Genomic DNA, 24,986 nt, shown 5'->3' with positions numbered 1-24,986 from the left:
CACGTTTGCGCCCGCCGCGATAGGGTTATGTGCAAACTCGCAGGTGACTACCCTATTTTTAGTGGGTTTTGGAAAGAGGTTTGTATGTACATTGGCGAAGAAATCGTCGGCATCCTGGCGCAACGCTTCCCCGAATCCACATGCACCCACCTCACCACATTGCCCAGCCGCCCGGCCTCCTACGCCCCCTGGCCCGCCTGGGTCCCCACGGTATTACGCAAGCGCCTCAACGAGCGTGGCATCACCGAATTGTTTGCCCACCAGGTGGCCACCGCTGAGGCCGCCTACGCCGGCCAGCACGTGGTTGTTGCCACGGGAACCAGCTCGGGCAAATCGCTGGGCTACCAGCTTCCCGTCGCCGCGACCTTGCTCGCCGATCCCACCGCCTGCGCGCTGTATATCACCCCCACCAAGGCCCTGGGTTCGGACCAGCTGAATTCCATATCCAACCTGGTCAAAGGGCTGAACATAAACCCCGCACCCTACGACGGCGATACCCCCACCGACATCCGCGCACATGTTCGAGACACCGCCCGCTGGGTGGTGACCAACCCGGACATGCTGCACGCCTCGATCCTGAGCAACCACGAACGCTGGTCCCGGCTGCTGCGCAAGCTGCGGTTTGTGATCGTGGACGAATGCCACGCCTACCGCGGAGTGTTCGGCGCGAACGTGGCATTGATCCTGCGGCGGTTGCGTCGGCTTACGGCCCGCTATGGCGCGAATCCGACGTTCCTGTTCGCCTCCGCCACCACGAATAACCCGGCCCATCATGCCGCCACGCTTTCGGGGCTTGAGGTGATGGCGATCACCGAGGATGCGTCCCCCGCGGGTCCCCGCACGGTGGCGTTGTGGGAGCCGGGCGTGCTCGAGGAAGCCACGGGTGAGCATGGGGCCCCGGTGCGTCGGGGCGCGGGTGCAGAGGCCGCGAACCTCATGGCCATGGCGATCGCGGAGGGCGCGCGCACCCTCACCTTTGTGCGTTCGCGCAGGCAGGCGGAGACCACGGCGTTGCGTTGCGCGGAGCAGCTCACCTTGTTGGGCAAGCCGGATTTCGCGCGCCGCGTGGCCGCCTACCGTGCCGGTTACCTCGCCGAGGACCGCCGTCAGCTCGAGGCGATGCTTGACGACGGCCGCCTTCTCGGCGTGGCAGCCACCAACGCACTCGAGCTGGGCATCGACGTCGGCGGTCTTGATACCGTGATTACCGCCGGGTTTCCGGGCACGGTGGCTAGCTTCTGGCAGCAGGCCGGCCGCGCGGGCCGCCGCGGCCAAGGATCGCTCGTGGTGCTGGTCGCGCGTGACGAACCCATGGATAATTACCTGGTCCACCACCCCGCAGCCCTCTTGGAACGCCCGATCGAACAGACGGTGTTCGATCCCACGAATCCATACGTGCTGCGCGGCCACCTCGTTGCCGCAGCGTACGAACTCCCGCTGAGCGATCGGGACGTCGAAACGCTCCAGGCGGAAGATGTGGTGCTGGCCCTTGAAAAGGAGGGCTACCTGCGGCGACGCGCGCGGGCCTGGTATCCGATCGGCGAACGCATCCCGGTGGATATCCGCGGCGGCGGGGGTGGCGAGGTGATCATCGTGGACGCCACAGATGGCCGCGTGGTGGGCACCGTGGATTCCTCCCGCGCTCGCACGCAATTGCACCCGGGTGCCGTGTACCTGCATCAAGGGGAAACGTTTCTGGTTGATGAGCTACATCTCAGCGACCACCTGGCGCTCGTCCATCCGGAGGATCCCGGCTATACCACCTTCGCCCGCACCACCACGGACATCCGAATCGTGGATACGCGGCAGGTCACGCAGGGCGGCACGGGGTTTTGGATCGCCGACCTCACCGTCGCGGTCACCGAACATGTTGTCGGCTACATTGCGAAGTTACACGACGGCACGAACCTCGACCTTGTGCCCTTGGACCTGCCCGCCGAATCCCTGACCACACGCGCGGTGGCCTACACCATCGACCCCGCCGCGCTGGCTGCGATGGGGATTCCCGAAACCGAAATCCCGGGCGCGCTGCACGCGGCCGAGCACGCCGCGATCGGCATGTTGCCGCTGTTTGCCACGTGCGACCGTTGGGATATCGGCGGCGTATCCACCGCCCGCCACCCAGACACGGAGCTACCCACGGTGTTCGTATACGACGGCCACCCGGGCGGCGCCGGCTTCGCGGAGTGCGGTTTCCACAGGTTTCGGGAATGGATCGAGGCCACTTGCGAGGTTGTCCGCTCCTGCCCGTGCGAATCCGGCTGCCCGATGTGCGTGCAATCGCCGAAGTGCGGGAATGGGAATTCGCCGCTCAGCAAAGAACACGCCCTGCGGCTTCTGGACGCCCTGACCATCATGCTCCAGGCCTCCGCCTAGATCGGCCCCGCACGCGCCTGCGCCCGCGCCGTTCCGAGTCGCACCTCCACCACCACGTCACCTCCTTCCACGCGGCATTCCTGCACGATAGCGTTGTTTTTCGACGCCACGTCCGCCGCCGCCCGGCACGGTGCCGCCGCCGCTGTGCTCACCGCCAACGCGCCCGCGATCGCGGCGGTATCGGCCGCATTCCGCGCTTGATGCGAATGCACCACGGCGGCGGCCACATTGACCACGATCAGCACGAGGCAGAGCAGCGCCGCCACCAAGCCCGCGGTGGCTACGCTGGCGCCACCGCGATCATCGAGCCGGTTCATGGCCGCCGGGATTCCACGGGAAACACCACTTGAGCCTGCATGGTGTGAAGCGGTGCGGGCACGGTAGCCACGGCCGTGGCAAAGGAACCGTCATCGCTGACCGAGACCTCGCCCCGGGGTGGTTGGTATTGCACACCGATGGCGTGTGAGCGCGCTGCGGCACCGGCGATATCCACCGCGGAAATATAGGCCGCCAGGGTGGCCAAACCGGCTACCCCCAACCCGCATACCACGACCAGCGCGCCGAGCCCGATGGCGGATTCGATGGTGGTCATGGCGTACTACTTAATGCGTTGGAAATAATGTCTTCGATGGCGCTCACCACGGTATCGCCCTTGACCACGGCATATAGCACCGCAGCCATGGCGGCTGCCGCCAGCGAGCCCATCGCATATTCGATGGTCGTCATACCTTCGTCGTTGCGGATCAGATCGTGGAAACGATTGCTGTCTTTCATTTGGGTTGGTCCTGTTCTTGCTTGTTGGTTAAGGGATAATCGTGAGTGCCAGGCTGATCACCGTCGGTGCCAGCCCGAGGATGAAAAACGCGGGGAGGAAACACAGGGTGAGCGGGAGCGCGATCAGCACCCCGGCCCGTTCCGCAGTGGCCGTCGCCGTATCGGTGACCTGCGCCCGGATCGTGTCCGCCACCCGCGAACACCCGGTGGTCATCGCGGCCCCAGAGCGTTCGGAAACCCGCGCTAGGAACGCTAGGTCCTCCAGACCAGCGATCCCGACCGCAGGCGCCCACGCCCGCTCGGCCGAAACCCCGATGGCCAGCAGGGCCGCGATGCTGTGCCAAGGTTCCCCGCCATGCACGCGGGCCACCGCACCCGCCGCGTGCGCGGAGCTCAGCCCCGCCCGGATGCAGGCCGCAAACAGATCCACATCTGCCGCGGTGTCTAGGGTGATCTTGGCCGGTGGGGCGCGGCGACCCGCCGTCGGCGCGGTTTGTTCCGCAATACGATCGCTGGATTTCGGGGCCGCTAATAGCAGCAGCGCCAGCGCGCACAACACCACGGGGAGCGGGCTCATTGTGCCGCCGCCTCAATGATCTTGCGGGACCACACAAACCCACCACAGGTAAGCCCCACCCCCACCACCAAGAGGATTCCGCCCAGCCCGGTGTGCAGCAGGAAGTCGATGGGGTTTGCGCCCATCGCGCTGCCAAGCAGCAGCCCGGCGGCGGGCAATACCGCCAGGATTACCGCCGTGGCCTGCGGGCCCTGCAACGCCGCGGTGGTTGCCGTGCGGTGCCGCAGCCGGGTATCTATCCGGCGCTGCGTCTGCTCCAAGAGCTCTACCAGCGGGATGCCGTGCTGTTCTGCCACGCTCAGCACCAATCCGACGGTGCCCAGGTCGGGGCACGAATCCTTGGCATCTACCAGGACGCTCGCCGCCTGCGCCCCGTTGCAGGCGCGGCGGGCGGCGACCGTGGCGGCGTCGAGAAGCTGATGCGGGGTGTCTGGTGTGTGCTTGAGCGTCTCGGCGGCGGCCTGTAATGCCTGCGGAACCGGGGAACCTGCGCGCACATCGCCGACCAAGTAACCGACATAGCTGCTGGTGGCGGCCGCGATCCGCGTCTCCCGCGCGCGGCGACGCCCAGCCTGCACCGCCCAAGCCACGGTCCCAAAAATAACTAGCCCGGCGAGCGCGGCGGCGGGCGCAAATACCACCGCGGGGCCCGCCACGATGCCACACAGAAGCAGCCACCGGGCACGCGGCACGGGCCGGGATTCGAACAACCGCACCCGCGGGGACGGCGGCGCGGAAACCAGAATGGCGATTGCCCCTGCCCAGAACACTGCGGTGGTCATGACAGCGTCTCCATATACTCCGCAAAGCCCGGGCCGGTGCCGCGATCGCAATCCCAAATCGTGTACACATGCACCGGGTTTCCCGCGACGATGCCAATCTGATGCAATTGCCTGCCCGTGCTGGCGCGTCGCATGGATACCACGATGTCCACCGCCGCGCTGAGCTGGGAGTGCAAGGCCACCCGGTCCAGCCCACCGAGCGCCGCGAGGGCCTCCATGCGAGCGGGTATCTCCCGCAGGCTATTGGCGTGCACGGTACCCGCGCCACCATCGTGACCGGTATTAAGGGCCGCCAGCAGGTCCACCACTTCCCCACCACGGATCTCCCCCACCACAATGCGATCGGGGCGCATGCGCAGCGCCTGCCGCAACAGATCCGTCATGGTGATTTCGCCGTGCCCCTCCACATTGCGGGCCCGCGCCACAAGGTTCACCACGTGCGGATGCGGCGGGTGCAATTCCGCCGTGTCCTCAATGCAAATAATGCGTTCATTGTGCGGCACCTCCGCCAGCAGCGCGCCGAGCAGCGTGGTTTTCCCCGAGCCGGTGCCCCCGACCACCAGGAACGAACGCTTCGCCCGCACAATGCGGCCCAAAACCTCGGCGATCTCCGCGCTCATGGTTCCTCGCTCCACCAACCCATCGAGGCTGGTCACAGCCTGCCGCAAGACCCGCAATGAGATGCAGGTGCCACCATCGGCCGGTGGGCTCAGCAACGCGTGCACACGGATACTGCTGCCGTCGGGGCGATGCAATCGACCGTCCGCGAAAGGCTGCGCATCGTCGAGGCGGCGGCCGCAGGCCACGGCGAGGCGGGTGGCCAATTGGCGCACCTCGGCGTCGCTATCAAAGCTCACATTGGCGCGTTCCAATCCCTCGCCGCGATCGAACCACACCTCCCGCGCACCGTTGACCAGCACATCGGTCACGCCGGGGGTTGCCAACACCTGTTCCAATTTGCCGGCGCCGGTGGAATCGTCGCGGATACGGCGCAGGACGTCAAGCACCTCGGCGTCGGAAATCACGCCGGCCTCGTCGCGGATCAGGCGGGCGATATCGGTGGGGCCTCCCACCTGCGGGCGTTCCGCTAGCTTTCGTTGCACGCGTTCCGCGAGGTCGGTGGCGTTCATCGGAGTTCCTCCAGCACCGCGTTCGCCGCCCTAATCAAGGGGCGCGGCAGGCGCATGGGCATTCCCTGCATATCCAGGGCTTTGGGCAGGCGGGAGACGGTGCCAACCTCCGCGATCACCGGCACGCCGCTCAGCCGTTCGATGTCTCCCGAGTCCAGGCCGGACCAGTGAATATGGCGCACAATGGCCGCGATATCCGTGTGCTGGGCCCGCACTTGCGCCGCGCATGCGATCGCCGCTGCCGCCGGCCTGACCTGCGCGGGCACCACCATCACCACCAGATCCAGCGCGGGCCCCAATTGCAGCACCGTGGCCGGGGTGCAATCCACGATCGTCAGCTCGGCGGCGCTGCGAATGCTTGTCAACGCCGCGCCCAAATGTTCAACGTGGTCCCCGCGCGAGGCGGCAACATTGGTGCGGGCCACGGAAAGCACACGTATCCCGTCGTCGGTGGCGGGAAGGGCGGCAAACAATTCGCCGGAAAGATTCCCTGCCGCAAGGTTTACATCCCCCCAACGCACCCCGGAGGCATCCTCGATCCCAAACACTAGGTCGAGGCCGCCGGAATGCGGGTCCGCATCGATCACGGCGGTGGTGACGTATCGGGCGGCCACCCGCGCAATCGCGGCAGCCAGCACGCTCGCACCGGCACCTCCCGCCGCCGGAAAAACCCCGATGGCCGTTCCCTGGTCCAGCACCGGATCGTCTCGACCCAATGCCTGCAATAGCTCTGGGGCCTGGGCGGGCAGCACGAAGGCTTGCTCCGCGTGGCATTGCACGGCGGCCTTCCAATCCGGCGGGCCCGGGTCGGGGCACACCAGAAACACGCGGCCACGGGCGTGCTGTGGCAGCGACTGCGACACGGTGTCACACACGAGCGCCGCTGCGCAGCGGTCAATATGGCGGGCGATATCGCGGGGATCATTGGTATCGATGATCGGCCGGCCCGTTGCCGCCGCCACATGCATCGCCTCGGGGTGTAGCACGGGGTGCGCCACCGCCACCAGGATCGGTTGCTGAGTCATGACCCCAGCTTCACCAGTGCGGCAAGCCTGAAGCAAGGTTTGCTGAAGCCGCCTTGTGAATAACTTCGACGAAACTATGACAAATGCCACATTTGGGCCTTCGCCTGTGGATAATTCGAGCCCTCCGGTTGCCGCGCCCACCGCGACGTGCTTAGCTGTCGCGCGCGCTCGCGGCGCGCACCCAGAGGGGGGTAGACATAAGGGAAGGCCCGCGCCTCGGGGGGGGGTGAGCGCGGGCCTTCATTACCCGGCCTCGGGGGGGATGGACCGGGGCAGGCCACACAGTATATCGGGGCCTTGCACCACCAAGTATGACAGAAGATTGCGGCTTTGACAACCCACCCCCACCCATTCCGAAACCAATACTTCTCACCTGCGATTTTCTTCGGATAGACTTGCCCCCATGACTCCCCGTGCGAACCGGCCGGCGGCATTTTTTGACCTCGATAAGACGATTATCGCGCGCTCCTCCGCGCTCGCGTTCGGGCGGGAATTCCTGCACAACGGGCTAATTACCCCCGTCACCGCGCTGCAGCTCGGCGTGGCTCAAACGTTGTATCGAATCTCCGGTCACTCTAGCGAACAAATGGACGCCACCCGAGACCACCTCGTGTCCATGGTCGCCGGGTGGGAGGCGCGCACCGTCAGCCGGATAGCAGAGGAAACAATTCACCGGGTGGTCTCCCCCGCCATCTACGCCGAGGCGAAGGAACTCATCGCGCACCACAAGGCCCTGCACCACGACGTGGTGATCGTGTCCGCCTCCGGCTACGACCTTGTCGCCCCCATCGCCCGCGAGCTGGGCGTAACGCGCATCGCCGCCACCCAATTAGAGGTTCACGACGGCCGCTACACCGGCGAAGTTTTGTTCTATTGCAAGGGGGCCGCTAAGGCGGAGGCGATGCGGGAGCTGGCGCGTGTGCACCACTACGACCTCGCCCGCAGCTTCGCCTACTCCGACTCGGCTGTGGACCTGCCCATGCTGGAGGCTGTGGGCACCCCCGTCGCGGTGAATCCGGACCGCGCCTTACGACGCATCGCCGCAGATAGAGGCTGGGATATCCGCGTATTCCGCAACCCCGTTCCACTCTTTCCACGCACCCGCTACACCCCCATCGCGATCCCCGTAGTGGCGCTGACGGTGCTCGCGTTAACCGCGTTTGCTTGGCGACGCCGCTAACGCAATGCCGTCCGCTTCTGCCGCGCCCGCGATCCACGCCCGCGCATGGATAATCAAAAACGGATTCGGATCGCTGGGATAGCCGGCAAGCGCCGCCTCATACTCCTCGCGATGCCGGAACCAATACGGCTCCGGTACACACAGGCCGCGCGGATCCCACCCCATCAGCGCCGCGATGCGGGCCGCCGCCCAGGCCACCGCCCCGCTGCGCTCCCCAAAGCAACCCCATGCCGCCAATTCCCCATGGACAACGGCCGGAAGGAGGCCAGGGTGCGCGTCGGGGTGGGCGATGAGCCGGGCGAGCGTCGCTAAGCGCGCTGGGTGATGCGGTACCCCGTCGCCGCCGAACAACACGTCGAGCCGTGCGAATATTTGGGCGGGTGCACGCTGAAACGTTCGAACGGTGACATCGGCCATGCTGGGGGCCAATAACGCGTGGCCGTCGATAAGCTTCGCCTCATCCAGGCGCCACATGCGGGCCGAAGTCCGCGCGCCCCGCAGCACCGACTCCGAACCCGTAACCTCAGCACGACGCAAATTCACAGGGCGCCGATGCACCGCCGCAATCGCCTCCTGGGCCTCGCGCAATAACGCGGCAAGCTCAGGATCCGCAGCTAATACGTGAAGAGGATCCATGCCTACTACCTTAAAAGCTCCATGGGGTGGCGTATCAACATGCAAGAAGTTTGCAAACATGGCACGATAAGACGTGACTGCTGAACAAAATCCTGGAGGAAAGCAACCGTGAGCACGAAACCCGGCCTATATACTGACGGCTCCGCGTCGTTTCAGCCCCGCGTGAATGAAATCCCGCTCTCGGATGCCGACGCCCGATCGGGTTCCCTCGGCACCTTGGTTAGCGACGCCACCGCGCAAATGTCCAGCTTGTTCCGATCCGAACTGGAACTGGCAAAGGCCGAAATCACCCAAGAGGCCAAAAAAGGTGCCGTGGGCGGTGGGCTCTTCGGCGTGGCAGCCACCGTCGCCCTCTACAGCTCCTTCTTCTTTTTCTTCTTCCTGGCCGAATTGCTGTCCATCTGGCTGCAGCGCTGGGCCTCCTTCCTTATTGTCTTCCTTATCATGCTGGTCATCGCGGCGGTGCTGGCGTGGATCGGGTTCCGGAAAGTAAAGAAGATCGGGCCGCCGAAGAAAACCATCGACTCCGTGACCGAACTCAAGGGATTGATCAGCAAAGACCCGCAGCGCGCCTTGGACGCCCGCAGCCCCGGAATGTACAGCTAGGACCCCCGCCCCGGCCGCGTGGTTTCCCCTAGTGAACTAGCGACTCCAGGCCCCTACGAGCACACCTATGTGCACACTCGGGGCCTCCGTTTGCATGCCGTGACCTGCGGAAACCCTAGCGCGCCACTGGTTTTACTCCTCCACGGATCGCGCGGCGGCTGGTTCGAATACCAACACGTGCTGCCGCTGCTTGCCAAAGCCGGATACCACGCCTGCGCCGTATCTCTGCGCGGGTACGGGCTTTCCGACAAACCCCCGAGCGGATACGAAATCCGGCACGCCGTGGGCGATATTTCTGGAACGATCAGGGCACTTGGCCATAGCGAAGCCATCATCGTGGGGCACGAAGCCGGGGGCGTGATCGCCTGGGTGCTGGCCACCTGCCAGCCGGAACGAGTACGCGCGCTGATCACCATCAATGCGGTCCACCCCACCGACCTGCGGCGAGCAATCGCCGCGCGGCCTTGGTTATACACCAACGAATTAGTGCGGTGGCCTGCGGAATGCCTGCTGCGACGGGGGCTTGGTTCCATAACTTTTGGGTCCGCCGATGCGGAATACAACACCCGCGTGGCCACCTATCGGCGCGCGTGCGCGCTTTCCGCTTCGCTGGATAAATCCAGGTTAGTGACGCTCAAGACCACCCAGCTGATACACACCTGGGTGCCGGCGTCATGGTTCCTAGCCAAAGCGCAGGTGCCGGTGCTTATTTTGCACGATGCGCAGCCGCGCTGGCGGCACCTGATCCGGCGTGCCGGGACTCGGACCACTGGGCGCGTATCCTCACTCACTATCCCCGGCGCTTTCACCCACGCCACTCAGTTACCGCAGGTTGAGGATCCTAAGGAATTCGTCGAAGTGATCCTCCGATACCTCGCCAACACGGAGGAAGACTAGCCTCGTCGCCTGGGCCGCCGATGGGTTGTGCGCAACCAGCCTCGTCGCCTGCGCTGCGCTCGCCTCACCTGGGCCGCGACTAGTTGTGCGCAACCGCCGAACTGGGGCTGGTCTTTCTATTCTTCATTCGGGGGTCTCACGAAGAAATTCCGGACGAATCTCGCCCAAAAACGCCGCAGCTCGTCTTTCCATTCTTCGTTGAGGCGCCCAATGAAGAAATTCCGGACGATCGCAGGTCAACGGCTGCACACAACCTATCAAGGCAAGCTGTGGGGAAAGCAATCCCGGGCAATAGAGTTCGAACTTTCTCGAACCATCGGCCCCGCCGGATTTGCCTCAGGCAGATATGACACGGCAAGTTCGGCGTCCTGCGGAAACACCTTCGCGAGGCGGCCTGCATGTCAAATCTGCCTGAGCGCGGAAAATCGTCGGCCGATTCCAACCCCCAAAACCACTTCACCACCGATAGGTTGTGCGCAACCGCCGACCTGGGACTCGTCTTTCTATTCTTCATTCGAGGGTCTTACGAAGAAATCCCGGACGAATCTTGCCCGAAAACGCCGCAGCTCGTCTTTCCATTCTTCGTTGAGCCACCCAATGAAGAAATTCCGGACCATCGCAGGTCAACGGCTGCACACAACCCATCCGGAGCCGACGCAACCATCCGGAACCGGCGCAACCATCCGGAGCCGGCGCAACCATCCGGAACCACGCGCAACCCATATGCACACAACCCATGCCCCACCGGCGCGTTGCTATTTGGCCACGCAGCCTTGGGTGTCCACCTGGGAGGTGAGCTGCTGGATCGGCCCGATCTTATTGCGCACCTCCGCGCTGGTCAGCACATAGCCGGTGTCGGTGTCATCGATGGCGGCGCCGAAGACCACGCCGAGCACATTGCCATTGAGGTCGACCATCGGGCCACCGGAATTCCCCTGTCGGATGCTACCGCGGACGGTGTAGGCTTGGCGCTGCGTCATGCCGCTCGCATAGATGTTCGGCCCATTCACGGTGATTTCTTCCCGCACGCGCGCGGGGGCTGCCTCGAAGGGGCCGGATTCGGGGAAGCCCATCACGATGCTATCTTGGCCGGTCACGGCGGGCCCGTCGGCCCATTGCAGGGGTTCCAAACCAAGGTCCTGGCTGTGCAAAACGGCGATATCCTCGGCAGGATCGAAATAGACCACCTCTGCGATCCGCACGCCAATGACCGTGTCCAGGCGAACGGTATCGGCACCCGCGACAACGTGCGCGTTTGTAACCACATAGTCGTTGGCCGCGACGAAGCCGGATCCCATCAATCGGCGGCTGCATTGGGTGGCTTCCGCCATGACATGGATCACGCTGGGGCGCAGCTCCTCCACAAGCGCCACGTTTTGCACCTGAATATCCGGCGCTTCCACCTCCACCCCATTGGGCTGGTTAAAGGGCGAGATCAGCGGGGGCAGGCCGGTATCGGTAAGCATCGCGGAGATGCGGGCCGGCAGGCTATCCAGCATGGCGGGGGTAAACCGATCCACCACCGAAAGTGTCTTCGAGCTTCGGATCGATGTGGCGATGCTATCCGGCGCGCTCGTGGCCAGCGGGATCGCCAGCAGCCACACCACCACCAGCGTGGCCAGCGCCTGGAACACAGAGCCGATCGCGGAATCCGCTAGCTGGAAGGATTTAAAGGGCATGCTATCCCGCAACGCGGTCCCCGCGATGCCGCCCACCAGGTTGCCCATCCCAAGAAAAAACACCACAATGCCGATGGCCAGCAAGAATCGCAACGCGGTATGGCTGGTGTAGCTCATCGCAAAAGGCGCGATGGCGGCGCCGATAATCAGGCCTGCGATCACACCCACGGTGCTCAGCACCGAGGTCAGCGCGCCCTGCCGCCAACCGCCAATAAGTGCTAAAACTACGATAACCAAGATCGCAATGTCGACCATTTATACGATCCTCTCGTTGTTGCGGGATTTCGCCAGGGTATCGCGCAGGTTCTGCACGTTTTCGCGATCCCACGGCTCTTCCCAACCGGCCTGATGCAGCGCGGCCGCCAGCAACCCGCCGGTGAACCCCCAGATCACATAGTCATTGATGCGGAACGCGGGTCCGGTCCACGTGCCCCACCCCACGGTAAAGCGATTGGCCGGATCGATCAAACTCAGCACCGGCACGTCGAACACCTCATCGGCTTCCTCCGGCCGCACCACCCCCACCGGCGTACGTGTGTGCCAATGGCTCACCACTGGGTGCACGGGATAGCCAGTGGCCCGGATATGCACCTCATCGAGCTGCGCCAATGGCGTGACGCTGCGGCGATCCAACCCGGTTTCCTCCCACGCTTCGCGCAGCGCGCAATCGACGGGATTCGCATCACCGATATCAAGCCGACCGCCGGGGAACGCCACCTGCCCGGAATGCGATCGCAGGGAGGGCGAGCGGTGGGTGAGCAATACCGCGGCGTCGTTAGGCAATGTTGCGGAAGTTTCGGTGCCGGCGAAGAGCATAAGCACGGCGGCTTGCCTACTCCGGTCGGCGTTGGACATGCGGGCGCGATCGCTGAGCGAATTGTGGAAGCTGCCGGAATGGACGTTATCCACGAGGCGTCGCATCCATACCGGGGCTTTCTCGGGGCGCAGCTCGGTGTTGTGCCCAGGTATGTCGTTCATCGAAGTGCCTCCTGCACTGCGCTTTCAAGGTCGGCTTGCGTGGTGAAAACTTTGGGTAGTACGGCGGCGACAGTGCCGTCTGCACGCAACACCACGGTGATCGGCACTACACCCGGTAACCCGAGAGTACCCGCGAAGCTGCCATCGTCGTCTTGAAAGGACGGCGTATCGACGCCCATTTCTTTCAGCATTGCGGCACCATTTGCGGCGTTCGCGTCCGCATGCACACCGATGACACGATACTCCGGGTGGGCGCTGGCAAACGCATCCACCAGGGGTAGTTCCTCGCGGCAGGGCGCGCACCACCAGGCCCACAGGTTGACCACGGTGGGTTTTGGCGGGGCGTCGATACGCTCACCGCCCAAGCACGGCAAGTCCACGGGGAAGTCCCCCGCGCAATCCGGCCGCGGCTCCACGCTTATCGACGCCGTGTTCGCAGCCTCCTCCGGCGGGTTTACCGTGCGCAACAACAGCGGCACGGCCCCGATTATGCACAGTGTTAGCACCACAGCGCCCACAATGGACCACTTAGCGCTTTGCGGCATCTTCAACTCCAGCTAAATCCAATAACCGTTCCCTATCCTCGCCAGTGACTAGTTTGGCGGCCATCATAGGGTCGGCGGGACCAGCGTATCCGAAAGACGGGCAATCCTTTGCAATGAAACACGCACCGCACGCCGCCTTCCTGCTGTGGCAGATGCGCCTGCCCAGGAAAATCACGCGGTGTGAAAACATGGTCCATTCCTTGCGCTCGATAAGCTCGGCGATGTCCCGCTCTACCGCCACCGGGTTTTCCTCTTGGGTGAGCCCCAGGCGACGCACAATGCGCCCGAAATGGGTGTCTACGGTGAGCCCTGGAATCCCGAAGGCGTTGCCTAGGACGACATTCGCCGTCTTGCGTCCGACGCCGGGGAGGGTGACTAGGTCTTCGAGTTTTTTGGGGATCTCGCCATTGAAATCCTTTTCGAGCGCTTTGCCTAATCCTATGAGGTTTTTGGCTTTGGCCCGGAAGAATCCGGTGGGGCGGATGTACTCCTCGAGTTCCTCGGGGTTGGCGTGGGCGTAGTCGGCGGCGCTTTGGTAGCGGGCGAATAGGGCGGGTGTTACCTGATTCACACGGACGTCGGTGCACTGTGCACTTAGCACAGTTGCGACTGTAAGCTCTAAGGGGTTTGAAAAATCCAATTCGCAATGCGCATCAGGAAAACCTTGAGCTAGGGCGCGGTTGATGCGCCGCGCTCGTCGGACCTTTCCGAGCCTGGTCTCTTGCCTTGTTGCGTTGCCCACTGCCATACCCGTAACTGTAATAGGAACCCAAAAAAGGACTAGGATTAACACTATGACAGCAGCGCTCTCACTACTTGCCCCAGTTATCTTTGCCGTTTTCGCTATCCAGATGGAGCGATTCGAGTCCTACTGCACGAAGAAACCACAGGAAGTCAAAGTAGACGCCTAGTCGCGGCATAAGAACGCTGCACATCTCGAACACACGAACGTTTACATATCAGCGGGATTTCTTTCACAACACGCCGAGAAACCTTGCTCAATCGATCCACCTGCCGTGACTTGGTAAACCCCCTAGTCATTTCGCGAGTCCGCACCACCATGCGTTGGCTCACGCCGGTCGACGGAGTGAAATTAAACCGCCATAGTGACGAACCACATAGTAAAGTGTGATCTGAGTAAAGTTTTCCCCGCAAAGGGGGGAGACTTAAAGACCGGTGAAACGCAGACACTCATCCCAAGCAGAACAGGTCGCGACGATCCGGAGATTTTTGAGCCGTCATCTAATGTGATCTGATCAAGGAGAATACGAGTGGATGCCGTACAGGAAATCCTGTCCCGCGCTGGAATTTTTCAAGGTGTTGATCCCGTCGCAGTCGGTAACCTCATTCAAGATCTAGAGACGGTGCGTTTCCCTCGCGGAACCACCATCTTTGAAGAGGGGGAACCGGGCGACCGCCTGTACATCATTACCGCAGGTAAGGTGAAGCTGGCCCGCCATTCCACCGATGGACGAGAAAACCTGCTTACCGTCATGGGCCCCTCAGATATGTTCGGGGAACTCTCCATCTTCGATCCAGGTCCCCGCACTTCCTCCGCCGTGTGCGTCACGGAAGTGCAAGCAGCAACCATGAACTCGGAAATGCTGCGGAAATGGATCGCTGACCACCCGGAAATTTCTGAGCAGCTCTTGCGAGTGCTGGCCCGCCGGCTGCGTCGCACCAACGCGTCACTGGCGGACCTGATCTTCACCGATGTCCCCGGTCGCGTGGCCAAAACCCTGCTGCAACTTGCCAATCGCTTTGGCACGCAAGAGGGTGGCGCGCTGCGCGTCAACCACGACCTCACGCAAGAGGAAATCGCCCAGCTGGTCGGTGCTTCCCGCGAGACCGTAAACAAGGCCCTAGCCACGTTTGCGCACCGCGGCTGGATCCGCCTTGAGGGCAAGTCCGTCCTTATCGTGGATACGGAACACCTAGCTCGCCGGGCCCGCTAACCCACCTGCGGCCCGCGCCCAGCCGAATGCCCCCGATCGAACACATCGTCGGGGGCATTTTCGCGTCTTGTTACTCGCCATGCTCCTGCAGGTATCGAATGGTTACGCGAGTGGATTGTTCGGCGGCGTCACGCAGCACCGGGTCCACATCGGTGTAAATCTCATCCACGATCTGCTTCAGCGGGGCGTCCGCGCCCAGCTTCTTGCGTGCCGCCCGCACCTGCGCGAGCCGCTGATCGCGGCGATCAATATACTTGCGGGCCAGCACGGAAAGATCCGGGTGATCCGGGCCGTGCGCGGGCAATAGGGTGATGCCCTTGCCGCGTTCCTCCAGCATGTGCAGGGTTTCCAGGTACTGGCCGAGGTCACCATCGGTTTCGGAAATCATGGTGGTGTGTCGGCCCGCAATGGTGTCACCGGTGACAATGCCCTCCAGGGTGGACTTACCCGGCTCTCCGCTCCAGATAAAGAAGCACACAGAATCCGCCGTATGGCCGGGGGTATGCACAACCTCGATCTGGGGAGTCACGCCTTCAATGCTGATGGTCTCGCCATCTTGGAGCTTTTCCCCGCCCCGGCAATATGCGGGGTGCCAGCCGCGCACCGGAGCGCCCGTGAGCTGCCGGAATCGAGTGGCCGAATCTGCGTGATCGTGGTGGCGGTGCGTCAGCAGCACCAATCCCACCTCGTCGGCGCGGGAGTGAAGAACGTTAAGGTGGCCTTCTTCCTCCGGGCCCGGATCAATCACAATGCTACGAGGATCTCCCGGGGCGCGAATCACCCAGGAGTTCGTTCCTTCGAGTGCGGCATACCCCGGATTGGGGCACAACACGACGGCAGCTGAGGGCGTTACTTGACGCAATTGGCTGTAAGCAGGATGCTCCATGCTTGTTAGTTTAGACCCCCCGAGTCGTATCCGACGATTAGTCGGCGATTTCTACTACCACCTCGACCTCTACGGGGGAGCCTAGGGGCAGCTCAGCCACCCCAACAGCCGACCTCGCATGGGCCCCAGCGTCACCGAAAATTTCGCCGATTATGTTCGAAGCACCATTGATCACCGCGGGCTGGTTGATAAACCCCTCAGCGGAGGCAACATAGCCAGTCACCTTCAACACTCGAGTCACCTTTTCAATGCCCACCAATGCGTGCACAGCGGCGAGGGCATTCATTACGGCAATCTGAGCGTATTCTGCGGCTTTTTCTACGGTGATCTTCTCCCCAACTTTGCCAACTGCGGGGAGTTTCCCATCCACAAACGGCAATTGGCCGGAGGTCCACACCTGGTTTCCCACCCGGACGGCGGGCACGTACGACGCCACGGGGGCGGCGACGGCGGGCAGCTTAATGCCGAGCTTTTCCAATCGATGCAATTTCTCAGGCCGGTTCACTGCTTTTCCCGCTTCAAGTAGGCAACGTGGTTCTCTGGGTTTGGGCCGGGGAGCACGGAGACGAGCTCCCAGCCGTCATCACCCCAGGTATCAAGAATCTGCTTAGTCGCGTGAGTGAGCAACGGCACAGTGGCGTATTCCCATTTCGTCATGGGAACCACTGTAACCCTAGATTCCGATGAGTTCACCCCCAGAGGAGAGATACTCTGCCCAGTTGGTGACGTGTGGATTCTTCCGAAGCAAAGCGCGACGCTGCCGTTCAGTCAATCCGCCCCACACGCCAAACTCCACGCGATTATCCAACGCATCCGCGCGGCATTCCTGAAGCACAGGACAATGCCGGCAAATCACCGCTGCGCTACGCTGGGCAGCGCCACGGACAAACAATGCGTCTGGATCGCCATCGCGGCATTTGGCCAGGGACACCCAGTCTCCCCGAGTCCGCACACGCTCCTGCGTGACAGTCTCGGCGGGAGTCCCCGAGAAGTAGGGGTTTCGGCGACGGTTTCGGACCAGTGAGGTGGTCATACGGTGAGCCTCCTACCTGCTAAAACTTCTATTCTGCTGTAAGTTTATTCACAGGACCTAGTTTTTGTCGAACTTATCACAATGCGGGGGGAGTTTGTCGCTTCCCCACTCCACCTGACTCCACGTAGGGTAAAGACGTGACCAAGCTTCAGCCTATCGTCCGAATTCTCGGTGTCATTTTTACAATGAGCCTCATCGGAGCCTTAGCATTATCCCCTGCCATCGGGGTTTCAAGCATGGCCATTACGCGTGCGCAAGAGGCGATGCAATCAAATCTTGCTGATCTCACAGACGGTACCTCACCCACGGTAACCACAATCCTTGATGCCCAAGAACAGCCAATGGCGTGGCTTTACACCCAGCGCCGCTTCGATGTTCCGAGCGACCAGATCTCGGAACCTATGAAACAAGCAATCGTCAGCATAGAAGATCACCGCTTTTATGAGCACGATGGCGTTGATTGGCAGGGCACAATTCGTGCAATGGTCACAAACTTGTTCTCCGGCTCAGTACAACAAGGCGCATCCACCCTCGACCAACAATATGTAAAGAACTACTTATTGCTTGTGAATGCCGACACAGAGGCAGAACAAATCGCTGCCACTGAAACGAGTTATGCTCGCAAACTCCGCGAAATGCTCATGGCCTCGGACCTCGAAAAGTTCCTCACCAAGGATGAGATCCTCACCCGCTACCTGAATATCGTCCCCTTCGGCAACGGTGCCTTTGGCGTCGAGGCGGCGGCACGCACCTACTTCGACAGCTCCGCCGCCGAGCTGACCGTGCCGCAGGCTGCGATGCTGGCTGGCATCGTGCAATCCTCCTCCTACCTCAACCCGTATACCAACGAGGAGGCGGTGGTGGATCGCCGCAACGTCGTGCTCGACACGATGGTGCGCGAAGGCAATATTTCCCAAGAGGAAGCGGACAAATTCAAAGAAGAGCCCTTGGGGGTACTTGAGCAGCCCCAGTCGCTGCCAAACGGCTGCATCGCCGCCGGCGACCGCGGGTTCTTCTGCGATTTTGTAATCCAGTACCTCGCCGGCAAAGGGATCACCCCCGAGGAGCTGAATCGCGGCGGTTACACCGTGCACACCACGCTCGACCCGGCCGTGCAAGACGCCGCCCACCAGGCCGTGATCAGCCAGGCGGACCCGAACGCCATCGGTGTGGCGAATGTCATGAATATCATCGAGCCCGGCACGGATAGCCGCAATATCCTCGCCATGACCTCCTCCCGCAACTACGGCCTCGATCTCGACGCCGGGGAAACGGTCTTGCCGCAGACCTCCACGCGGGTGGGTAATGGCGCGGGATCGGTGTTTAAGATTTTCACCGCCGCCGTGGCCCTAGAAAAGGGCTTGGGCATCGAATCCCCGCTTGCGGTGCCGCAGCGCTACGAGGCCCGCGGCCTAGGCTCGGGCGGCGCGAAGAACTGCCCGGCAGGTTCCTATTGCGTGGAAAACGCGGGCCAGTATAAGCCCGTCATGTCGCTCAAGGAGGCCCTGGCGCAATCGCCGAACACCACCTTTGTCAAGCTCATCGAAGAGGTCGGCGTGAAGGACGTGGTGGATGTTTCCGTGAAGCTCGGGCTGCGCTCCTACGAGGAGGAGGGTAGCTTCGACGGGGAGCACTCCATCGCGGACTATATGCGCGACAATAACCTCGGCTCCTACACGCTGGGCCCCACTGCGGTGAACCCGCTGGAGCTGTCCAATGTGGCCGCCACCCTGGCGTCAAACGGGCGCTGGTGCGAACCAAACCCCGTGTCCAAGCTGGTGGACCATAACGGCGAGGAGGTTGCCATTGAGCGCCCCGCCTGCGAGGAAGCGGTGTCCCCCGAAATCGCGCACGCCCTGTCTATCGGGCTTAGCGACGATACCAAGACCGGCACCGCCGCCCCCGCCGCAAGCGCGTTCGGATGGGGTGTTCCTACGGCCGCCAAGACCGGCACCACGGAATCGCATCAATCCAGCGCGTTTTTGGGCTATAACTCCACGTTTGCCGCCGTGGCTTACGCGTATAACGATGGCACCACGATCAGCCCCCTGTGCACCTCGCCCTTGCGCCAATGCGGTTACGGCGATTTGTACGGCGGCATGGAGACCGCCCGCACGTGGTTGTCCGCGGCGTCGGCAACTCCAGCGGCGTATAACGGCAACCTCGCGCCTATCGACGCCCAGTACGTCGAAGGTTTGGCGGCAGCCTCACTGCCCTCAGTCACCGGCCTTACCGAAGAAGCCGCCAAGAAACGGCTGGCCCAAGATGGCTATACGGTGAACGTCACCAAGGTGCCCGGAAACGGCACGCCCGCGGGCAGGGTCATGGCGGTGGTCCCCGACGGATCCATGCTGCAAGGCAATAAAAAGGTCACCCTGCAGGTATCCGACGGCACGGGCGGAACCCCGCCGCCGAACCAAGAATTGCAGGACGCGGTGAATGAAATCACCGGCCGGATCCAGCAATTGATCGAAGAGGCGTCACGCCCCTAGCTGCGCCTTTACGGCTTCCGAAAGCCGCTTCCCATCGGCCCGCCCGGCGGCGGCTGCGGAGGCGGCTTTCATCACCTTCCCCATGTCCTTCATGCCTTCGGCGCCCTGCTCGGCGATGACTTTGGCTACGAGGTCGGCGAGCGCGGCGTCGTCAAGCTGGGAGGGCAAGTACTGCTCAAGGACGTCAGCCTCGGCGGACTCGGTAGCCGCTAACTCCGCGCGGCCGGCCTCGGCGTAAATCGTGGCGGACTCGCGGCGCTTCTTAATCTCGCGGGCGACCACCTTGCGCACCTCAGCGTCGTTGAGCTCGTGGCGGGAACCCTCGCGTTCTTCGTACACAATTGCGGACTGCAGCATGCGCAGCACCGCAACCTGCTCCTTATCCCGCGCCTTCATCGCTGCCGTGAGGTCTTTTCGAATCTGATCCTTCAACTCACTCATACTTCGCGACGATACATGTACGCTCATTAGCTGTGCGAACACCAGCGAAAATCCTAAGCGTTCTTGGCGGCCTCACCGCGCTCGGCGGAATCACCGCCCTGTGGGCAAACCAAGAAACCACCAATTTCAAACTCCACCGCGTGGAAGTACCGCTTTTGCAACCCGGGACCCTCGACGGGAACTCCGAATTCCGCATCCTGCACATCTCCGACCTGCACATGGTGCCCGGGCAGGAAGACAAAATCGCGTGGGTAAACTCGCTGGCGCTCCTGCAGCCCGACCTCGTGGTAAACACCGGCGATAACCTCAGCGACGCCGCCGCAGTCCCCCACGTATTGCGCGCCCTGGACCCGCTGCTGCGGCGGCCGGGGGTATTTGTGTTCGGATCCAACGACTACTTTGGGCCGAAACCCGTAAACCCCTTCGGCTACCTTGTGGGCAAAAAACGCAAGGTCAGCGAGGAGGCATTGCCCTGGCAGGGGATGCGCGCCGCCTTTATCGAACACGGGTGGCACGACGCCACCCACCAGCGCATCGAATTCAAAACCAGCGGGGTGCGGCTGGCCATCGCCGGGGTGGATGACCCACACCACGACCTGGACGATTATTCCTTGATCGCAGGGCCGCCGCACGCCGACGCCGACCTTTCCATCGGCCTGGCCCACGCCCCAGAGCCGCGAATACTGGACCGATTCCTTGCGGACGGCTACCAGCTCACCCTGCACGGGCACACGCACGGCGGGCAGATCTGCCTGCCCGGCGAGCACACCATTGTGACCAATTGCGGAATCGATCGACGCCGCGCCAAAGGCCTGCACAAATACGGCGACATGTGGATGCACGTAAGCAACGGTCTCGGCAACTCCAAATACGTGCCGTTCCGCCTATTCTGCCCGCCTTCCGCCACCCTTATCGACATCACGGAAACTTCCTGACCTGCGGTTTTGTTGGTTCTTCAGGTAGGAACTATAGTAAAGCGAGTAGCAAGTACGGCTTGCACTCCGGGATATGGCGCAGCTTGGTAGCGCGCTTCGTTCGGGACGAAGAGGTCGCAGGTTCAAATCCTGTTATCCCGACTTCTATTTGGGGCCCCGCACCGAAAGGTGCGGGGTTTTGGGTTTTTATCGTGGACGGTTCATCGTGCGGTTGCGTGGAACCACGCAAGCGCACCAATGATTGAGGCTGGGGGCGATGAGTTGTGTGCCACTGCCTGGGTCGCCGATAGGGTCGCTGGTGGGTTGTACGCAACCTTCTAGGTTGCCGGTAGGTTGTGCACAACCTCCTAGGTTGCCGATAGGTTGCGCGCAACCGCCGACCTGGGGCTGGTCTTTCTATTCTTCATTCGGGGGTCTTACGAAGAAATTCAGGACGAATCTCGCCCAAAAACGCTGCAAATCGTCTTTTTATTCTTCGTTGAGGTGCCGAATGAAGAAATTCCGGACCATTGCAGGTCAACGGCTGCACACAACCTATCAAGGCAAGCTGTTGGCACGCCCGTGAAGCCCGTGAAAGATTGAACCTTTGCCAGCGATCGGCCCCGCCGGATTTGCCTCAGGCAGATTTGACACGGCAAGTTCGGCGTCCTGCGGAAACACCGCCGCGAGGCGGCCTGCGTGTCGAATCTGCCTGAGCGCGAAACTCGGCCAGCCACTTCAACCCCTCCACATCACACCGCCGATGGGTTGTGCGCAACTGCCGACCTGGGGCTGGTCTTTCTATTCTTCATTCGGGGGTCTTCGGGGCTCTAACGAAGAAATTCCGGACGAATCTGACCTAAAAACGCCCAAAAACGCTGCAAATCGTCTTTTTATTCTTCGTTGAGCACCCTAAAGAAGAAATTCAGGACGATCGCAGGTCAACGGCTGCACACAACCTATCAAGGCAAGCTGTTGGCACGGCCACGAAGCACGTGAAAGATTGAACCTTTGCCAACCATCGGCCCCGCCGGATCTGCCTCAGGCAGATCTGACACGGCAAGTTCGGCGTCCTGCGGAAACACCACCGCGAGGCGGCCTGCATGTCAAATCAGCCTGAGCACGGAAAACCCTTGGCCGATTCCGGCCCCCAAAACCACTTCACCACCAATAGGTTGCACGCAACCACCCCAGCGGCAATAGGTTGCATGCAACCACCCGCGACGTCCGCGCTGCGTCGGCCCGCGCTGCCGACTAGTTGTGCACAACCGCCGACCTGGGCTCGCCTGCGCTTAGACGGGTTGAGTCGCACAGTTAGAAATGAATTCTTGGACGAGGAACGTGAATATCCGGTTCCGGCTGGTAATTAGGCGATGGAACACGATTTCCATGCGTTGGCTCTTGCGTAACGTCAGTCTGAGAATCCTGTTGCGGCACAATCCCACCATCGCTCGCATTGAGAAGCGAGGTAGTGGCTAACGCCAAGCCCATCACGAACATTGCTCCTTGGAGAACCCAGAAATATAACTTGTCCGTAAACCTACTCACCACCAGATCCGAATACACGCTGCGAGCGTAGCTAATGACTTCCAAACAAAGTACCGTCCCAACCAAAGCCGCCGAGCTCAGGATCACCTGCGCCGGACCCGCGTTACCCAGAAGCAATACAGCTCCGCCGGTTAACACAAGGAGAAACACTACTTGCTGCCGCTTTAGAAGTTTCAACTGAGAAACCGTCACCCTTTGGTCCTCATCCTCGGGCACGTCATTGATAACGAATCGTTCAATCCTTCGCACGCCCCACCACACCATCACGGCAGCCAGCACCGTGAGTGGCCGCCAGAGGTACCAATTCATAGGGTATGCACTCAGCGGCGCCCATATCGATATCAGTGTGCCCACCACGATCAAGCAAAAACCGATCCTAATATCTCGGTATTCCCGCAGGTAGTCACCCAGACTGATATCCCCGCAGTGTTTCTTTGCTTGGCTGAGCAACCACAGTCCAAACCCAACCCCAAAAAGCCAGATTAACGTGCCAAACACAGCAAGCGGTAGTTCCCACTGGCCTTGTATTGCTCCGGGCTCGCTATAACAAATACCGGCGGAAGTGATTGCCGCACAGCCAAGCGGAATCAGCAAAAAGGAAGGAAACCATCGAAGACATTGGCACAAGAACAAACGATGTAGCTGTTGCAGCTGCTTTGCGGCGGTACGTCGAGTTGGCGTCTCCGCAAGAATACCGCTCAGCGCTTCTCGGCTCACCAGGGAGCTTGTTGTCATCGTTGCTAGCATTTCGCGGTAAACAACGTTTTGTGGGTCTCTAGCTAATGCCTCATTGAGCAACAGACGCGCCTCTGTCGATCTGCCTGAATTCCACAGCAAAGCTAGTTTGATACTCGTAGTTGTCGTATCCGGCGCGCCGAGAAGTTGTTCCGCTGTTTCCAACTCATGCCAGATCCATGCCGGATTCAAGCCCATATGGTAACCCAAGAACGCTGCATGATGATGGGCTTCGGGATATTCCGGATCTAGTTCCAGCGCTCTTTGATTACACTGAAACGCCCCTCCCAAATCCCCCGCCTGCTGCAAGGCTATCCCGGCAAAATAATGATAGTTCGCGGAATCCGGCACTAGTGCGATGCATTGTCCAAATAGGTCAGCGGCCTCGCCGTGCTGCCCGTGGGCCATCGCAATCGTACCCGCAGCATACTTCCAATCCGCGCTATCAGCCAGACTGACAGCGTCCCTGAGGCATTGCTCCGCACGGTCTAACTGGCCAACATTGACGTATCCATGCGCTTCTTCAATAAGCTGTTCAGCGCTAGGCATCCTCATCGCCACCAACTACTTGGGCGCCCAGACTTGCCCCCTGCCACCGTATTGTCGTATTCGCGAAGGTATTCGGCGAGTTCAGAGTACCTTCCCGATTGGTTCGCATAGCGAACTACGTTCCGTGCGGATTCCATCCACTCGCCAATGGAGGGTTGAATTTCCTTCAGAGCGTCCTGAAAGTGCTTCATGGAAATTGGTAACACCTTTTCTGCAGCGATAGAGTCAGTCATCGCCTTCTCCGCCGCAGACACGCACAGGTGATCGAGATCAGCTCCACTAAAGCGACCGGTGCTGGTAACTAATTGTTGCAGGTCCAGCTCCCCAGTGGGCCGATTGCTTAATTTGCTTTTCAGAATGCTATAGCGCGCGGCAGCATCCGGCGGCGGCACCAGCACCGTGCGATCAAAGCGTCCGGGCCTGAGGAACGCATCGTCGATGTCCCAGGGATGGTTGCTAGCCGCAAGAACAAAAAGGCTGTCATTGTTTTCTTGAATGGAGTCCATTTCCAGCAGTAATTGGTTCACGCTTCCACGCAACCAGCTCGCCGAACCCCTAAGCGAAGATCGCCGCAATGCCAACGAATCCAATTCGTCGAGAAACAGTACCGTCGGCCGCTGAGCCGCCCGCACCTCCTCAAAAACCGCATGTATGTTCCGTTCTGTGTCACCCCGATAGGAGCTGACCAAATCTGTCATCGCCACGTCGCGGAAATCCGCCCCGAGCTGCCCTGCGACAGCACGAGCGATAAAGGTCTTGCCGCATCCCGGAGGGCCATACAGGAGCAGACCACCGCGCAGTGATTTTCCAAACGCTTTGGCAATGCGCGCGTTTTTCATGGGTTGGATAAAGGCTTCATCCAATCGCTGTTTGACGTGTTCTAGACCGCCTACGTCGCGGAAGGAAATGCCGGTGGTTGTGGGTTCGAACAGTGCTGGCGGGGCGTCGTCACTCGGGCCTAGCACTACCCTCTCAGTGTCTTTGACTTGCTCTTCCGCGGTGTCCCAATCAAACTTCGGTTGCGCAATTTTCGACGCCGCGGCCGTCAGCACCGCCGTCGCTCGCTGCTCTGCGGGGTTCTGCTTTAACACCTCGGTAGCTTCCACCATCGCCTCTTCAGGACGGTCGGAAGCAAGCAATAACTCCGCTAGGGTGACTCTCAGTTGGGGGTCGGGGTGGACAGCTAGCGCTTGGCGCAATGCATCAATTGCAGCTTCATTCATAACTTGAACGTACTCTAAGCCATCC

Annotated in this window: 26 protein-coding genes and 1 tRNA gene; 8 read left to right on the top strand and 19 right to left on the bottom strand. The window is 61.5% G+C overall.

Translation table 11 applies throughout. The features are described 5' to 3' along the window. Positions 1 to 84: 84 nt before the first annotated feature. Entirely contained in the window at positions 85 to 2,376 is a 2,292-nt protein-coding gene (locus CCANI_RS00860) for a DEAD/DEAH box helicase (protein ID WP_146324203.1), read from the top strand. On the opposite strand, the gene CCANI_RS00855 is transcribed toward CCANI_RS00860, so the two are convergent. From CCANI_RS00855 to ssd, 7 genes are read right to left on the bottom strand one after another with little or no spacing between them, the layout of a single operon-like run. Then, entirely contained in the window at positions 2,373 to 2,693 is a 321-nt protein-coding gene (locus CCANI_RS00855; RefSeq protein WP_146324204.1) for an Rv3654c family TadE-like protein, read from the bottom strand. The genes CCANI_RS00860 and CCANI_RS00855 overlap by 4 nt on opposite strands. Continuing rightward, entirely contained in the window at positions 2,690 to 2,968 is a 279-nt protein-coding gene (locus CCANI_RS00850) for a hypothetical protein (RefSeq protein ID WP_146324205.1), read from the bottom strand. Before CCANI_RS00850 ends, CCANI_RS00855 begins: the two co-directional genes overlap by 4 nt. Further along, positions 2,965 to 3,150: a DUF4244 domain-containing protein gene (locus tag CCANI_RS00845; protein WP_146324206.1), complete on the bottom strand. Its 186-nt coding sequence runs from the start codon at positions 3,148 to 3,150 to the stop codon at positions 2,965 to 2,967. Before CCANI_RS00845 ends, CCANI_RS00850 begins: the two co-directional genes overlap by 4 nt. Positions 3,151 to 3,178: 28 nt before the next feature. Then, complete coding sequence (locus tag CCANI_RS00840; RefSeq protein WP_146324207.1) at positions 3,179 to 3,727, bottom strand: type II secretion system F family protein; 549 nt, start codon at positions 3,725 to 3,727, stop codon at positions 3,179 to 3,181. Further along, entirely contained in the window at positions 3,724 to 4,509 is a 786-nt protein-coding gene (locus CCANI_RS00835) for a type II secretion system F family protein (protein WP_146324208.1), read from the bottom strand. Before CCANI_RS00835 ends, CCANI_RS00840 begins: the two co-directional genes overlap by 4 nt. Beyond that, the gene (locus CCANI_RS00830; RefSeq protein ID WP_146324209.1) at positions 4,506 to 5,639 is read right to left on the bottom strand and encodes a TadA family conjugal transfer-associated ATPase; all 1,134 of its coding nucleotides are present in this window, start codon (positions 5,637 to 5,639) and stop codon (positions 4,506 to 4,508) included. Before CCANI_RS00830 ends, CCANI_RS00835 begins: the two co-directional genes overlap by 4 nt. Continuing rightward, positions 5,636 to 6,664 carry a septum site-determining protein Ssd gene (gene ssd / locus CCANI_RS00825; protein ID WP_146324210.1) on the bottom strand — a complete coding sequence of 343 codons (1,029 nt, stop codon included), beginning with the start codon at positions 6,662 to 6,664 and terminating at the stop codon, positions 5,636 to 5,638. Before ssd ends, CCANI_RS00830 begins: the two co-directional genes overlap by 4 nt. A gap of 403 nt (positions 6,665 to 7,067) precedes the next feature. Between ssd and CCANI_RS00820 the strand changes: the two genes are divergently transcribed. Next, positions 7,068 to 7,844: an HAD family hydrolase gene (locus CCANI_RS00820; RefSeq protein WP_146324211.1), complete on the top strand. Its 777-nt coding sequence runs from the start codon at positions 7,068 to 7,070 to the stop codon at positions 7,842 to 7,844. On the opposite strand, the gene CCANI_RS00815 is transcribed toward CCANI_RS00820, so the two are convergent. Further along, positions 7,815 to 8,480: a hypothetical protein gene (locus CCANI_RS00815; protein ID WP_146324212.1), complete on the bottom strand. Its 666-nt coding sequence runs from the start codon at positions 8,478 to 8,480 to the stop codon at positions 7,815 to 7,817. The two genes, CCANI_RS00820 and CCANI_RS00815, sit on opposite strands and share 30 nt — an antisense overlap. Before the next feature lie 108 nt (positions 8,481 to 8,588). Between CCANI_RS00815 and CCANI_RS00810 the strand changes: the two genes are divergently transcribed. Together CCANI_RS00810 and CCANI_RS00805 are read left to right on the top strand one after the other, a co-directional pair. Further along, a complete protein-coding gene (locus CCANI_RS00810) occupies positions 8,589 to 9,086 on the top strand; it encodes a phage holin family protein (protein WP_146324213.1) in 498 nt (165 codons plus the stop codon). Positions 9,087 to 9,104: 18 nt separating this feature from the next. Then, entirely contained in the window at positions 9,105 to 9,983 is an 879-nt protein-coding gene (locus CCANI_RS00805) for an alpha/beta fold hydrolase (protein ID WP_146324214.1), read from the top strand. 755 nt (positions 9,984 to 10,738) lie between these two features. Here CCANI_RS00805 and CCANI_RS00800 read toward each other — a convergent pair. Genes CCANI_RS00800 through nth form a run of 4 tightly spaced genes read right to left on the bottom strand, consistent with a single transcriptional unit; the run spans position 10,739 to position 13,933 of the window. Beyond that, entirely contained in the window at positions 10,739 to 11,917 is a 1,179-nt protein-coding gene (locus CCANI_RS00800) for a MarP family serine protease (protein ID WP_146324215.1), read from the bottom strand. Next, positions 11,918 to 12,640 (bottom strand): NUDIX hydrolase, encoded by a 723-nt coding sequence (locus CCANI_RS00795; protein ID WP_146324216.1) that lies wholly within the window; start codon positions 12,638 to 12,640, stop codon positions 11,918 to 11,920. Further along, positions 12,637 to 13,185 carry a TlpA family protein disulfide reductase gene (locus tag CCANI_RS00790; RefSeq protein WP_146324217.1) on the bottom strand — a complete coding sequence of 183 codons (549 nt, stop codon included), beginning with the start codon at positions 13,183 to 13,185 and terminating at the stop codon, positions 12,637 to 12,639. Before CCANI_RS00790 ends, CCANI_RS00795 begins: the two co-directional genes overlap by 4 nt. Next, on the bottom strand, positions 13,169 to 13,933 hold the full coding sequence (gene nth / locus CCANI_RS00785; RefSeq protein ID WP_146324218.1) for an endonuclease III: 765 nt from the start codon (positions 13,931 to 13,933) through the stop codon (positions 13,169 to 13,171). The genes CCANI_RS00790 and nth overlap by 17 nt, the downstream gene beginning before the upstream one ends. Positions 13,934 to 14,456: 523 nt before the next feature. Here nth and glxR point away from each other — a divergent pair. After that, complete coding sequence (gene glxR, locus CCANI_RS00780) at positions 14,457 to 15,140, top strand: CRP-like cAMP-activated global transcriptional regulator GlxR (protein ID WP_146324219.1); 684 nt, start codon at positions 14,457 to 14,459, stop codon at positions 15,138 to 15,140. Between the two features lie 70 nt (positions 15,141 to 15,210). On the opposite strand, the gene CCANI_RS00775 is transcribed toward glxR, so the two are convergent. From CCANI_RS00775 to CCANI_RS00760, 4 genes are read right to left on the bottom strand one after another with little or no spacing between them, the layout of a single operon-like run. Beyond that, entirely contained in the window at positions 15,211 to 16,026 is an 816-nt protein-coding gene (locus CCANI_RS00775) for an MBL fold metallo-hydrolase (RefSeq protein WP_146324220.1), read from the bottom strand. 37 nt (positions 16,027 to 16,063) lie between these two features. Beyond that, complete coding sequence (locus CCANI_RS00770) at positions 16,064 to 16,531, bottom strand: RidA family protein (protein ID WP_246118204.1); 468 nt, start codon at positions 16,529 to 16,531, stop codon at positions 16,064 to 16,066. Then, positions 16,528 to 16,683, bottom strand: a complete 156-nt coding sequence (gene sp36 / locus CCANI_RS00765) for a Sp36 family protein (protein ID WP_146324221.1) — start codon at positions 16,681 to 16,683, stop codon at positions 16,528 to 16,530. Before sp36 ends, CCANI_RS00770 begins: the two co-directional genes overlap by 4 nt. Positions 16,684 to 16,699: 16 nt before the next feature. Further along, positions 16,700 to 17,059 carry a WhiB family transcriptional regulator gene (locus CCANI_RS00760; RefSeq protein ID WP_146324222.1) on the bottom strand — a complete coding sequence of 120 codons (360 nt, stop codon included), beginning with the start codon at positions 17,057 to 17,059 and terminating at the stop codon, positions 16,700 to 16,702. A gap of 185 nt (positions 17,060 to 17,244) precedes the next feature. On the opposite strand from CCANI_RS00760, the gene CCANI_RS00755 reads away from it, so the two are divergent. Next, complete coding sequence (locus CCANI_RS00755; RefSeq protein WP_186750217.1) at positions 17,245 to 19,551, top strand: transglycosylase domain-containing protein; 2,307 nt, start codon at positions 17,245 to 17,247, stop codon at positions 19,549 to 19,551. Here the strand turns inward: CCANI_RS00755 and CCANI_RS00750 are convergent. After that, positions 19,540 to 19,992 (bottom strand): GatB/YqeY domain-containing protein, encoded by a 453-nt coding sequence (locus tag CCANI_RS00750; RefSeq protein ID WP_146324223.1) that lies wholly within the window; start codon positions 19,990 to 19,992, stop codon positions 19,540 to 19,542. The genes CCANI_RS00755 and CCANI_RS00750 overlap by 12 nt on opposite strands. 32 nt (positions 19,993 to 20,024) lie before the next feature. On the opposite strand from CCANI_RS00750, the gene CCANI_RS00745 reads away from it, so the two are divergent. Together CCANI_RS00745 and CCANI_RS00740 are read left to right on the top strand one after the other, a co-directional pair. Further along, entirely contained in the window at positions 20,025 to 20,927 is a 903-nt protein-coding gene (locus CCANI_RS00745; RefSeq protein WP_146324224.1) for a metallophosphoesterase, read from the top strand. 67 nt (positions 20,928 to 20,994) lie between these two features. Beyond that, positions 20,995 to 21,068, top strand: a tRNA-Pro gene (locus CCANI_RS00740). 1,152 nt (positions 21,069 to 22,220) lie between these two features. On the opposite strand, the gene CCANI_RS00735 is transcribed toward CCANI_RS00740, so the two are convergent. Both CCANI_RS00735 and CCANI_RS00730 read right to left on the bottom strand, forming a co-directional pair. Beyond that, on the bottom strand, positions 22,221 to 23,738 hold the full coding sequence (locus CCANI_RS00735) for a tetratricopeptide repeat protein (protein WP_186750219.1): 1,518 nt from the start codon (positions 23,736 to 23,738) through the stop codon (positions 22,221 to 22,223). A gap of 2 nt (positions 23,739 to 23,740) precedes the next feature. Beyond that, entirely contained in the window at positions 23,741 to 24,961 is a 1,221-nt protein-coding gene (locus tag CCANI_RS00730) for an AAA family ATPase (RefSeq protein WP_146324226.1), read from the bottom strand. Between the last annotated feature and the right edge of the window lie 25 nt (positions 24,962 to 24,986).

It is taken from the genome of Corynebacterium canis (assembly GCF_030408595.1).
Taxonomy (GTDB): Bacteria; Actinomycetota; Actinomycetes; order Mycobacteriales; family Mycobacteriaceae; genus Corynebacterium; species Corynebacterium canis.
Note: the sequence above shows the minus strand (reverse complement) of the source record. Positions and strands in the feature narration are given on the sequence as shown.

Coding starts and splice junctions, on each gene's coding strand:
- CCANI_RS00860 (WP_146324203.1), top strand. CDS start 85: ATGTACATTGGCGAAGAAATCGTCGGCATCCTGGCGCAACGCTTCCCC.
- CCANI_RS00855 (WP_146324204.1), bottom strand. CDS start 2,693: ATGAACCGGCTCGATGATCGCGGTGGCGCCAGCGTAGCCACCGCGGGC.
- CCANI_RS00850 (WP_146324205.1), bottom strand. CDS start 2,968: ATGACCACCATCGAATCCGCCATCGGGCTCGGCGCGCTGGTCGTGGTA.
- CCANI_RS00845 (WP_146324206.1), bottom strand. CDS start 3,150: ATGAAAGACAGCAATCGTTTCCACGATCTGATCCGCAACGACGAAGGT.
- CCANI_RS00840 (WP_146324207.1), bottom strand. CDS start 3,727: ATGAGCCCGCTCCCCGTGGTGTTGTGCGCGCTGGCGCTGCTGCTATTA.
- CCANI_RS00835 (WP_146324208.1), bottom strand. CDS start 4,509: ATGACCACCGCAGTGTTCTGGGCAGGGGCAATCGCCATTCTGGTTTCC.
- CCANI_RS00830 (WP_146324209.1), bottom strand. CDS start 5,639: ATGAACGCCACCGACCTCGCGGAACGCGTGCAACGAAAGCTAGCGGAA.
- ssd (WP_146324210.1), bottom strand. CDS start 6,664: ATGACTCAGCAACCGATCCTGGTGGCGGTGGCGCACCCCGTGCTACAC.
- CCANI_RS00820 (WP_146324211.1), top strand. CDS start 7,068: ATGACTCCCCGTGCGAACCGGCCGGCGGCATTTTTTGACCTCGATAAG.
- CCANI_RS00815 (WP_146324212.1), bottom strand. CDS start 8,480: ATGGATCCTCTTCACGTATTAGCTGCGGATCCTGAGCTTGCCGCGTTA.
- CCANI_RS00800 (WP_146324215.1), bottom strand. CDS start 11,917: ATGGTCGACATTGCGATCTTGGTTATCGTAGTTTTAGCACTTATTGGC.
- CCANI_RS00795 (WP_146324216.1), bottom strand. CDS start 12,640: ATGAACGACATACCTGGGCACAACACCGAGCTGCGCCCCGAGAAAGCC.
- CCANI_RS00790 (WP_146324217.1), bottom strand. CDS start 13,185: ATGCCGCAAAGCGCTAAGTGGTCCATTGTGGGCGCTGTGGTGCTAACA.
- nth (WP_146324218.1), bottom strand. CDS start 13,933: ATGGCAGTGGGCAACGCAACAAGGCAAGAGACCAGGCTCGGAAAGGTC.
- CCANI_RS00775 (WP_146324220.1), bottom strand. CDS start 16,026: ATGGAGCATCCTGCTTACAGCCAATTGCGTCAAGTAACGCCCTCAGCT.
- sp36 (WP_146324221.1), bottom strand. CDS start 16,683: ATGACGAAATGGGAATACGCCACTGTGCCGTTGCTCACTCACGCGACT.
- CCANI_RS00760 (WP_146324222.1), bottom strand. CDS start 17,059: ATGACCACCTCACTGGTCCGAAACCGTCGCCGAAACCCCTACTTCTCG.
- CCANI_RS00755 (WP_186750217.1), top strand. CDS start 17,245: ATGAGCCTCATCGGAGCCTTAGCATTATCCCCTGCCATCGGGGTTTCA.
- CCANI_RS00750 (WP_146324223.1), bottom strand. CDS start 19,992: ATGAGTGAGTTGAAGGATCAGATTCGAAAAGACCTCACGGCAGCGATG.
- CCANI_RS00735 (WP_186750219.1), bottom strand. CDS start 23,738: ATGCCTAGCGCTGAACAGCTTATTGAAGAAGCGCATGGATACGTCAAT.
- CCANI_RS00730 (WP_146324226.1), bottom strand. CDS start 24,961: ATGAATGAAGCTGCAATTGATGCATTGCGCCAAGCGCTAGCTGTCCAC.